This window comes from Anaerocolumna chitinilytica (assembly GCF_014218355.1).
Taxonomy (GTDB): Bacteria; Bacillota; Clostridia; order Lachnospirales; family Lachnospiraceae; genus Anaerocolumna; species Anaerocolumna chitinilytica.
Genome location: NZ_AP023368.1, coordinates 4,448,404 through 4,460,161, shown reverse-complemented (window position 1 = coordinate 4,460,161; position 11,758 = coordinate 4,448,404). Strand labels below are relative to the sequence as shown.

At 32.9% G+C, this 11,758-nt stretch carries 8 protein-coding genes; 7 read left to right on the top strand and 1 reads right to left on the bottom strand.

The window, feature by feature from the left end; all coding sequences use genetic code 11:
- Positions 1-134 precede the first annotated feature (134 nt).
- The 4 genes from bsdcttw_RS19425 to bsdcttw_RS19410 all read left to right on the top strand — a co-directional run bounded on the left by bsdcttw_RS19425 (position 135) and on the right by bsdcttw_RS19410 (position 7,044).
- Positions 135-3,077: a bifunctional glycosyltransferase/CDP-glycerol:glycerophosphate glycerophosphotransferase gene (locus bsdcttw_RS19425; RefSeq protein WP_185256464.1), complete on the top strand. Its 2,943-nt coding sequence runs from the start codon at positions 135-137 to the stop codon at positions 3,075-3,077.
- A complete protein-coding gene (locus bsdcttw_RS19420) occupies positions 3,077-5,299 on the top strand; it encodes a polysaccharide pyruvyl transferase family protein (RefSeq protein WP_185256463.1) in 2,223 nt (740 codons plus the stop codon). The genes bsdcttw_RS19425 and bsdcttw_RS19420 overlap by 1 nt, the downstream gene beginning before the upstream one ends.
- Before the next feature lie 147 nt (positions 5,300-5,446).
- Entirely contained in the window at positions 5,447-6,226 is a 780-nt protein-coding gene (locus bsdcttw_RS19415) for an ABC transporter permease (RefSeq protein WP_185256462.1), read from the top strand.
- Positions 6,227-6,309: 83 nt separating this feature from the next.
- Positions 6,310-7,044, top strand: coding sequence for an ABC transporter ATP-binding protein (locus tag bsdcttw_RS19410; RefSeq protein WP_185256461.1), 735 nt, complete (start codon positions 6,310-6,312; stop codon positions 7,042-7,044).
- A 372-nt stretch (positions 7,045-7,416) separates the two neighbouring features.
- On the opposite strand, the gene bsdcttw_RS19405 is transcribed toward bsdcttw_RS19410, so the two are convergent.
- Positions 7,417-9,213, bottom strand: coding sequence for an O-antigen ligase family protein (locus tag bsdcttw_RS19405; RefSeq protein WP_185256460.1), 1,797 nt, complete (start codon positions 9,211-9,213; stop codon positions 7,417-7,419).
- Positions 9,214-10,391: 1,178 nt separating this feature from the next.
- Here bsdcttw_RS19405 and bsdcttw_RS19400 point away from each other — a divergent pair.
- From bsdcttw_RS19400 to bsdcttw_RS19390, 3 genes are all read left to right on the top strand, one after another.
- Entirely contained in the window at positions 10,392-10,655 is a 264-nt protein-coding gene (locus bsdcttw_RS19400; protein ID WP_185256459.1) for a transposase, read from the top strand.
- 136 nt (positions 10,656-10,791) lie between these two features.
- Positions 10,792-10,971, top strand: coding sequence for an IS3 family transposase (locus tag bsdcttw_RS25560; protein WP_185259883.1), 180 nt, complete (start codon positions 10,792-10,794; stop codon positions 10,969-10,971).
- Between the two features lie 135 nt (positions 10,972-11,106).
- Positions 11,107-11,754 (top strand): sugar transferase, encoded by a 648-nt coding sequence (locus tag bsdcttw_RS19390; RefSeq protein ID WP_185256458.1) that lies wholly within the window; start codon positions 11,107-11,109, stop codon positions 11,752-11,754.
- Positions 11,755-11,758 lie beyond the last annotated feature (4 nt).

Below are 11,758 nucleotides of genomic sequence, written 5' to 3'. Positions count from 1 at the left end.
GGTTTCTTTTTTTGCATTTGAATTAATATGTCTTATTATCTTCCTTAAGAATCCTTAATAATTATTGCATTCCAGTATTATCTATGATAAAATCCAATCTAGTGGTAATTAGACCCTTTAGGAGGAGTTTTGAAATGAATGAGGTTAAGGTAAGTATCATTGTACCTGTTTACAATGTAGAGAAATACCTTACAGTCTGTATGGAAAGTCTGATTCATCAGACCTTAGAAGATATCGAAATAATCGTCGTAAATGATGGCAGCCCGGATAACAGTATAAAAATATTAGAAGAATATGAAAGAAAATACCCCGTAAAGGTAAAGGTGTTTACAACTGAGAACAGGGGGGTTAGTCATGCCCGTAATTATGGATTGGACAGAGCTGTAGGCGAATTCATATTATTCGTAGACAGTGATGATTTTATAGAATTAGATATGGCTGAGAAGTTATATACCAAGGCTGTAACTGATAACAACGATTTGGTTATGTGTGCTAGGTACAATGTTTATGAAGTACCGGGAAAAGAAGAACTTCAAAAGAAAGAGATGAAGATCTTCTATATGAATCAGAATTATAAGATGTCTGAACGAAAGTTCGAATTAGTACATGCTTCTCCATTTCCTTGGGACAAGCTATTTAAAAGAACACTATTAAAGGATATTCGTTTTCCGGAAGGAATACGTTTTGAGGATTTGGTACTGGCATTTGAAGTTATGGCTATCGCAGAAAGTATTGGTGTAGTACCGGAACCTTTGTATAATTATAGAAAGACTACACAGGTCGGATTCCTAAACAGTTTTTCAGAAGCTACGAAAGATATTGTAAAGGCATTCAGCTTATTGTTCCAATTTATGAAAGAGCATAAGCTATATGATACTTTCAGAGAAGAGCTTGAATATATCTGTGTAAGACATTTTTTCTACCGTTATGAATCCTTTTATTCGGATGAAAAGAAGGGGCAGTTGCCTTTAAAAATAGATATTATAAATGCCACCCAGGACTTTTTAGAAAATCAGGCACCGGAGTGGCCAGCTAATCATTACTTGAAATATACAGCCTCCCAGTCTCTAAAGAAGCATTTAAAGCATTATGTGAGCCGTACAAAGACTATTCGCTATGTTACCCTTAGAGACCGTTTACCGGGAAAGCTTTTAAGACTTCTTATGCGTGTCAAGGACAAGTGGAATAGTTTACGTTCAAAGTGGACAAAATTTAAGAAAAGCCGTAAGAAGATTAAACTTATCAAGAATAAGTTCAAAAAAATGAAACTATATAAACTGTTTCATGCTCCTGCTGATATGCGCTATACAAAATATTATGAGAAGCTGGCAGTTAAGGATAAGGATATACTCTTTGAATCCAAGCATGGTGAAGACTTGGCAGGTAATATCTTTAATATCATTTATGAATGTAAGAGAGGAACTTATCGAGGTTATCATATATATCTGGCACTTAAAAGGGAGCTTTTTGAAACCTATGAAGAGCTGCTTTATAACTATGGTATTAATTATGTCATATTTATTGAGATTCATTCGGATGAATATTTAAAAGCCCTTGCTACTGCGAAATATCTGGTAACTGATACCAGCTTTCCTCCTTTCTATATAAAGAAGCCGGATCAGGTATATCTAAATACATGGCATGGAACTCCATTAAAAGCAATGGGTAGAATTGTTCAAGATCGTGAATATGGTCTGGGTAATGTACAGAGAAACTTTTATATAGCAGATTATCTTTTATATCAGAATGAATTTTCTAAGAATGTATTTTTCGAGGATTACATGCTTGAGGAGGCTTATAAGGGTAAGGTATTGTTATCGGGTTATCCTAGAAACTCAAGCTTTTACCGTACAGACAGACGTGATCAGATACGAAAAGAATGCTTTCTAACAGATAAACAGGTTATTGTGTATATGCCAACCTGGAGAGGTCTATTACACAAGAAGCAAAATAAAGAACAGGTAGCTAAAATATTTGGGTACCTGGCTTATCTTGACCGAAAATTAAAGCCTAACCAGGTTTTATATGTAAAATTGCATCCTTTTGTAAAAAATGAGATAAATTATAGGGATTTACTTCATGTAAGAGAGTTCCCTGCGGCCTATGAGTCTTATGATTTCCTAAATGCCAGTGATATGCTGATTACGGATTACTCCAGTATTATGTTCGATTATGCTGTATCCGGTAAGAAGATTATTCTTTTTACTTATGATAGAGAAGAATATCTTGGAGATAGAGGAATTTATATTGGTCTTGATGAGATGGACCTTCCTAAAGTCGATACCGTGAAAGAATTAGTGAAGGAGATTAACAAGGAAGAGTACTCTTATCCAAAGTTTTATGAAAGATTCTGCAGCTTAGATTCTGCTGAGTGTGCAAAAAAAGTCTGTGATACTTTAATTTTAGGGGAAGAAACAGGACTTTTAACACAAAATTATAATGATAACAAGAAATCAAACACTCTTATTTATATAAAGAATTTACGTGATACCAAAGAAGATACAAGACTAATTAAAGAACTGAACAAGCATAAAGAAAAAAACAGTCATATATATCTGAATTTTAAAGCTGGTGCATTAAAGAAGACTTCCAGGAATTTAAGCTTACTAAATAAGAATATAGGCTATATTCCGCTGTCAACAGGAAAAAATAATACTTTTCTTGAGTATATAGCATTTGCTTTGACTTTCCGCTTTGGTATAGAGACAAAATTCACAAGAACTAAGATTAATTCTCTTGCCAAAAGAGAGGTCATTAAGAATTATGGGAATATCAGCTTTGATACTGTAATTAATTATTCCGGTATGGATTTATTCCTATTACATCAATTCGAGCATCTTGCTGATAAGAAGATATATTGCTTTTCTGATTATGATGATATGAAGTATAAGAGAAACAAAAAATACCGTAAAAATGTAGATTACGCACTGGCTCATTTGAAGAACTATACAACCGTTGTTGTTCCCAAGGTAATGAGTCAGCTTAAAGGCGTAGAAGAGCTTAAAAATAAAGTGCATGTTATTATAACAGAGGAATCACCAATTCATCTTGAAGTGCTGTTAAAGGAGGCAAAGTAGTGAAGGCTGGTGTCATTACATTTCATAGTGCCCATAATTTTGGAGCAAGTCTTCAGACCTGGGCTTTACAAAGGGTGCTTAAGAAAAATCACATTGAAGCATATGTGATTAATTATCATCCTCCTATTATTGATGATTTATACAATCCTTTAAAAGGGAAGGAAGGCATTCGTAAGAAGCTTGCTGAGCTTAAATTAAAATATGATAACCCACGAAGCCTTCAAAGATATAAGAACTATAGCCATTTTATTCGTAAACAATTCGATTTATTAGGGGATTATACGGATTATCAGGAACTTGCTGAAGCTTCCTTTGACTTGGATGCTTATATTGTTGGAAGTGACCAGGTGTGGAACAGTGAGCATATAGGCGGGTTTGACCCAGCCTATTTCCTGGATTTTGCGAACCCGGAAAAAATTAAGATATCTTATGCTGCCAGTATCGGAAAAGATTATCTATTACCTATATATCATGAAAGAATAAAAAATAGCTTAAAAAGCTTTACCGCATTATCAGTAAGAGAAAAGAGCGCAGTTAAGGCAGTCAAGGAATTAGCCGGGAAACCGGTAGATGTCGTACTGGACCCCACTCTTCTCTTACCGAAGGAAGATTATGAAGTTATTAAGACGGTTCCTTCCATTAAAGGAAAGTATATTTTCGTCTATATGATGGAGCATAATCCAGAGGTAATAGCTTTCGCCAATAGAGTATCTACTGCAACAGGGCTTCCCATTGTACAGAGAAGGCCTGGAAAGTTGTTTAAAAATGAAATTAGCAGTTGTTATACAAGTGCACCCGGTGATTTTCTTGGACTTATTGAGAATGCGGAATATGTAATCACAAATTCCTTCCATGGTACGGTGTTTTCTATCATATATGAAACACCTTTTGTTTCCATGCTTCATTCCAATACGGGTAGTAGAACGGTAGACTTACTTACTTCACTGGAATTGGAGTCACATCTGCTGCACAGTCCGGAAGAGTTTAAGGATTTTGAACAGTTCAAGATTCATGAACCGGAAAAGTTAAGAAAGAGAATACTGGAGTTAAGAGAGTTCTCTGTTTCATTTTTATTTGACGCTTTGAATAATAATAACATCCAAACTAAGGTTGAATGTCCTACGGATATCAGCAAAATGGATTGTTATGGCTGCAGGGCTTGCCAGGAAGTATGTCCTGTAGATGCTATTTCTATGGTACCTGATAAAGAAGGGTTCCTGTATCCAGTAGCAGATGAGAAATGCATTAATTGTGGTGCTTGCAGTAGAGCTTGTATCCGTAAGCATGAGCATACGGTAACTTATGAGAAGCCCTATCCTAAGATTTATTGTGCAATGAACAAAGAAGAGGCAATACGCCTTAACTCCTCCTCTGGTGCTATCTTCCCGGCAGCTGCCAGATATGTAATAGAAGAAAAGCAAGGTGCTGTTGTCGGTGTAAGATATGACAATGACATGAATGCGGTTTCGGACATTGCATATACCATGGAAGAGGTAAAGGCTTTCTATGGTTCCAAATATGTTAAGAGTGATTTTGCAGGTATGTTTCCTAAAGTAAAAAAACTTTTGGAAGAAGGAAGAACAGTTCTTTATTCCGGATTACCCTGTGAATGTGCAGGGCTGCGCTCTTATCTTAAGAAGAACTACGATAATTTAATCATAAGTGAGATTTTATGCCATGCATCGCCGTCTCCGAAGGTATTCCGTCAATATATAGATTACCTGAATAAAAAGCACGGTTCAAAGGTTACGAATCTGCAGTTTCGTAATAAGAGTAAAGGCTGGCTGAGTACAGATGCCAGCATGGTTATCGACTTTGCAAATGGTAAATCAATAACCATGAATACAAGAAAAAATGATTACTACAGATCATTTTCAAAGGATTATATTTCAAGACCCTGCTGCAGCAAGTGCGGTTTTACACATAAGAACCGTGTTGGAGATTTCACAATGGGAGATTTCTGGGGAATAAAAGATATTGATCCATCAATGTTTGATAACAAAGGTGCAAGTCTTCTCATGGTAAACAATGAGAAGGGAGAAGCTTTTTGGAATGGAATAAAGGATAACTTTACATGGAAAGAAAGCAATGTGAAAGATGCTTTTCGCAAGAACCACAAGAAACCTAATCCTTATAAGCCGGAACGCATGAACTTCTTTGGAAGGCTGGATAAAGAGCCTATTGATCATTTGTTAGAAAGCTATAATGACTTGAAAAAGTAATATTACTTTTTTCAGCCTTATTTATTATTATAAGTACTTTCGCTGCGGTATTTTTAATACTGTTTGTCAGTTGCTGCTTTATAGTGCGATTTAGCATGAAAGCCAAGGGATTGAAAAGTACGAAAATTGAAAGGCCAAGGTGTTAAATTGATTAAGCATATTAATAATTTCAAAAAATATCGTTTCTTACTAGGTGAATTAGTAAAAAAGGGAGTAACCCTTAAATACAGGCATTCCTATTTGGGAATTTTATGGACATTAATCGAACCATTGTTAACTATGATAGTACTAACCATTGTATTCGGAAGCTTATTGCATCGAAGCAGTGACCCGACTTTTCCTATTTATATACTTTCAGGAAGATTAATGTATTCCTTCTTCTCAAATAGTACAAAGGTTTCCATGAAGTCAATCAGATCTCATAGCAGTATGATAAAGAAAGTGTATGTTCCGAAATACATGTATCCACTATCCAGTGTTTTAAGCGACTATATCACCTTCCTGATTTCACTGATTGTATTAGTAGGTGTTTCTATCGTACTTCATGTCAGACCGACTCTTTATTTAGTTGAGGCAGTTATTCCCTTATTAATGTTGCCGGTAATGTGCTATGGTATTGGATTGATTCTTGCTACCTTTTCAGTGTTCTTTAGAGATTTGGAGTATATCTGGTCTGTTGCACTAATGCTAGTTATGTATACCTCAGCTATCTTTTATCCCGTTGAAAGAATTATTGACAATGGATATGGCTGGCTGCTTGAGATAAATCCTCTCTATAATGTAATTGTTAATTTTAGAAATGCTATATTTGGTCAGCCTTTAGATATGCGGGCATTAAAATTATCTGCAATGTTCAGTATTGGATTCCTGATCTTCGGATTAATTATCTTTTACAAGAAGCAGGATGAATTTATATTGCACGTATAATATTCGGTAGGAGGCAGGTATGAATTAATATAAATACCTAATTCATACACAACGCGCTAAAGTGTATCACATGGAGGATTATCATGAAAGTAGCAGTAGAAGTAAAAAATGTAAGCATGCGGTTTAATCTGGCTTCTCAGAAGGTGGATAACCTAAAAGAATATTTTATAAAATTTGTAAAGCGTCAATTAAAGTATACAGAGTTTTGGGCACTGCGTGATGTAAATCTAACGATTGAAAAAGGTGACCGCCTTGGAATACTAGGCTTAAATGGAGCAGGAAAGAGTACACTCCTAAAGATCATTGCAGGTGTATTAAAGCCTACAGAAGGCAGTATCTCTGTAAAGGGAAAGATAGCCCCTTTGCTGGAATTAGGAGCCGGTTTTGAACCGGAATATACCGGTGCTGAGAACATCTATCTCTATGGAGCGGTATTAGGGTATCCAAGAGAATTTATATCAGAGAAATATGATGAAATCATAGCATTTTCCGAGCTTGGTAAATTCATCGATGTACCGCTGAAGAATTATTCCTCCGGTATGAAATCAAGATTAGGATTTGCGATTGCAACTATTGTTGAACCGGATGTGTTGATTCTTGACGAGGTTTTAGCAGTTGGTGATGCTAAGTTTAAGAAGAAATGTGAAGCAAAGATTCAGTCTATGTTTGACAAAGGTGTTACAGTGCTCTTTGTATCTCATTCATTGGCTCAGGTACAAAAGATCTGTAATAAGGCGATTCTTTTGGAAAAGGGTGAGATTATCGCTTCTGGAGAAATTGCGGATGTGAGCAGGATTTATGAGGAGAAGACGAGTTAGATTTATTTCGTCATAATATATATCATATTTTGTTATCTTATTAAATATTATACTATACCCCTATATAGGAAATTGTATTACGACAATTACTATATGGGGGTATTTATATATATGACTTTATATGTAAACAGTTGTGAGGCTATTAATAATACTACTAAAACTCAGATGACGTATAATTAATTTCGCAAATTTAAATTCATAAAAATAGACATGTTCTATGGCCGTTTTGTAAAATTAAGTCACCACAACCAAATCTATCAAAAGAGTTTATCAAAAACCGCCAGTTAAATGACGGTTTTTGAGATGTTGCTGTTCAAGGTTTTAAGCACAAATTATTTATACTGTCAGCAAGCAAGTTAATTTTTATCCTAATTAAGGATGTATGGTTTGTGAATTTTTATGATTGATAGCTAGTCCTAATCCTGTTAAAACCCAAAAGACAGGAGAAACTCCTATGCTTGAATCATTGCTTATCCCTGAAATTAAAAAACCTATAACTGCAAGAAAAATCGCTATACCAGTTCGTGTATAGATATCATTAAAAGAAGATTTCCAATATAGTTTAAAACTCCATATAATATATAGAATAAAATAAGTAATAAAAGCTAGTAAAGCTAAAACACCTGACTGCACAGCAATTTGAAGGAATAGGCTATGAGGCTTTGTAAGCAATTGTCCATCAAATCCAGCATTTTTTAAACCAAGATAATCTTGTTGAGGAAATGCAAAGGTATAGTAATTGGCACCTGCTCCTAAAAGAATGTATTTTTTTAGTATAGGTAAAGTTCTAGACCAGATGTAACCTCGTCCAGAAGCGAAACCTTCATAATTGGTAAAGATTGCAGAGTCAGCTTTTTTGATGATATCATATTTACCATAATTATTAATAATGTGAAAGTTACCATCAGGAAGTTGATTTGTAAAATACCAAGTCTTATCATTCATATTTATTTGTAAGCATAATTTATCATCGTACTTTATCATTTGAAGCTGAACTCCTGAAAATCGTTCATCTGTTATATTTAATATATTAGAAGGGTCAGCTGTATATGAAATAGGGTTATTATTATTATCAGTAATACTAATATTATAATTGGTATCAGTAACTGTATAATTTATTTTTAATAAAGAACCATTATATAATATTTCTAAATCTTTATCAGTCTTTATATCTGAAACAATATAACTACTTTTCTGTACTTGGATTATATTTTTTATTGTTTGCCAATGTGATATTGTAATAAAACATACAAAAAGTAATATAATTCCTAAGACAGGAAACATATATTTCTTTTTACTAAATATATGTTTCCTAAAAAATATTATAATTAAAAAAACATTTATCGCAATTGATATTATTGCAGTTTTGGAACCGGATCCTATGAAACATAAAATCATACCTATCAAAGCCACAATATAAAAAAATATATATTTTAAGGTTTTCTCAGTAATAAGTAGACATAATATTAATGGTATTATCAACGATACATATACACCAACGTAATTTGGATTAAATAAAGTAAGAAAAACACGATTCTTTTCAAATACCATCGTGAAAGCATCTAGATTATTCCATTCACTGGATGGCAGAAATAGTTTCTTACCAAAATCAGTTGAAAACAAATCGTGACTACTAATTTGTAAAAGTCCTAGTAAATTTAAAATCATTACACTAATAAAAAAATACTTGAGAATAAATTTTAGATCGTCTTGTGTTTTAACAAACATGTAACAATAACATAGGCATATAATATAACCAATTATTGTAAATACTGATTCGTGTTGATCAAAGATACTAAATAATCCAGCTGATTTATAGGGAGAAAATATAGTAGATAAGATTGTTAAAAAACAATAAATTGATATAGGAATCAATATTTTAGGTAAGGCAAAAATCTTATAACCTTTAATGATTTTACTTATAATAATGAGTAACATAACGAAAACACAAAAAGTAAAAAAAACTTGCTTGTAATACAAAAAAATATCAATATCCCCATTTGAGATTGGAGCCCAATTATACATTGATAAGTCTGGAACTTTTGTATTATGTAATCTCATAATGAGAGGTAATATAGATAATATTATGACTAAAGGTAATAAATAAAATTTACTGTTATCTTGTATAGTACTTTGATGATTTTTATTATATTTCTTATTTGCTGCCATTTGTTTCTCCTTTATCGTTTACAGTATAAATATTTTAATACTTAGTTCTATTATTTACAAGTGAAAAGTCAAATTAATAAAGTCCATAATCAGAAGAAAATCTTTAAATACTACAAGCTTATTTAATGCCTATAATTGCCGTTGATACTTAAGTGCCCATACTTAAATACTAACATAGTTATGTTATTAAGATGTTATAGTTCAAGAAGTCCTTTATTTATAGTCCGAAGGAAAAAAGAATAAGACTCTATAAAGAAGACAGGGATTTTGCCTGTTTGTTGTACCAAAGCTATATATCCATTAGACAGTAGTATACTATATCGAGAACAGACATGTGGAATGCTGTGTATATCTGATGTGTTATTTAAAGAAGAATACAGAATGAATCTGAAATAATTGAAGTGGATAAATGAACGTCATATTCTCTAACAAAAATGGAGAACACTAGAAAAGATAAGTGCAGGAAACTTTTTATGATGTAGAAGTATCAGACTATGAAACAGTACAGGCAAATACCTCTAAAAAAGCATTTAGACTAAATCTCAAAGAATATTCAAAAAGGTAGAAAAATCATCCTGAACCGGTTGATGAAATATAAAGAGGAACTACCTACTGTTATTAAATGATTTCTATGGTGGATTTAAAACAATGTGAGTTAGAGGGGTGCTGGTAGGCTGAACTCTAACAAATTAATTAATGATTTTTCAATAAAGGTTTACATTCTATTCCAGACATAGTATAATTAATTCGTTATTAATAAAACATAAGAATATGCTTATCAAGTATTCTATAAATATCTTCTTAAGTGCTATTTATAGCAATGAGATTAACAATAAAAATATGTATTATTTTTTCAGCGATGAGAAGATATCTTATATAATATAGCACTCTTATTTATATGTAATAGTAATATGTAATAGTAATATAAGAGAGATAAATAAAATAAGTATGCTAGCATTTTGACAATTGAGCTTTGTGGTAATAGCATATAATATATCATATTATAAGATAAAAAGAGCCTTTTTATGAGCTCCTAAACTCATATGACAAGGTTTTTTTTGTATGTACTATATGGTTAAACAAACAAGCTTATTATTGAAAAAATGGCGGTAGTAAAAAGTATGGACACGAAAAGTTTAACACGCTAAAATGTTTCATAGAAAGATGTGTGTTAAACAATGTCCAAGAACAGTACCCGTTATTCCGAAGAATTCAAACAACAGATTGTTGATCTGTATAATTCTGGTAGTTCAGTAACCTACTTGAGCAGTGAATATGGCGTCTCAAATATAACGATTTATAGTTGGATCAAGCAGCTATCTCCAGTGAAAGTATCAGAAAAAGATGAACTCAACTTAAAGGACTACGGGAAAATGAAAAAACGTATTGCTGAACTTGAAATGGAGAATAAAATCTTAAAAAAACTACTGCTATATTCGTAAGAAAACGATAGAAGAAATCGTTACCTTCATCGAAAAATACAAATTAAAATATACCGTAAAACTTATATGAAAAGCTTTAAAATTCCGGCGTAGTACCTATTATAAGTCTCTCGTTCGTGTACCTTCAAATCGTCAGCTGGAAGCCGATAAACTTAGAGCAGAAATCAAGAAAATCTGGACTGATAGCAAAGCTAGATATGGTGCACTTAAAATTCAAAAGATACTAACCAGCCAGGGTAAATCCATTAGCCTAAAGCGAGTGCAACGTTATATAACTGATTTAGGAATTCGATCCATCGTTATTAAGAAGTTCTGATATCACTCAGAAAAAATCACTTCAGACCCAAAAAAGAACATCTTAAATCGAGACTTCAATACAACTGGAATTAATCAAAAATTCCCCAAATATAAACATCGCGAAAATAATATTGGAAACCATTAGGAGGATTTTATGTATTTATACATTAAACGAATTTTAGATTTTTTATTAGCACTTATTGGAGGGGTTTTACTTTCGCCAATGTTTATGGTGTTGATATTGGCAATTAAATTAGATTCAAGTGGTCCAGTTCTATTTACACAAAAGCGTGTTGGGAAGAACAAGAAATATTTTAATATATTAAAATTTCGAACAATGCGAATTGATACACCACAAGATAGACCTACTCATTTACTTGAAAATCCTGAGAAGTATATTACTAAAATTGGCTATATACTAAGAAAAACCAGTTTAGATGAATTACCTCAGATATGGAATATCCTAATTGGGGATATGAGTATTATTGGACCTAGACCTGCACTATGGAATCAATATGATTTAATTGAGGAACGTGATAAATACGGAGCTAATAATATCCGCCCAGGTCTTACTGGTTGGGCTCAGATTAACGGCAGAGATGAACTTTTAATACCAAATAAAGCTAAATTAGATGGAGTGTATATAAAAAAAATAAGTTTTTTATTTGATTGTAAGTGCTTTTTTGGAACGTTCTTAAGTGTTGTAAAGCACAAGGGTGTTATCGAAGGTGGTACTGGTAAGTTGAAACTTATAGAAACTGAAATGGCAGCTACGAAAGAAATTACAATGACGAAGGAATAGGAAG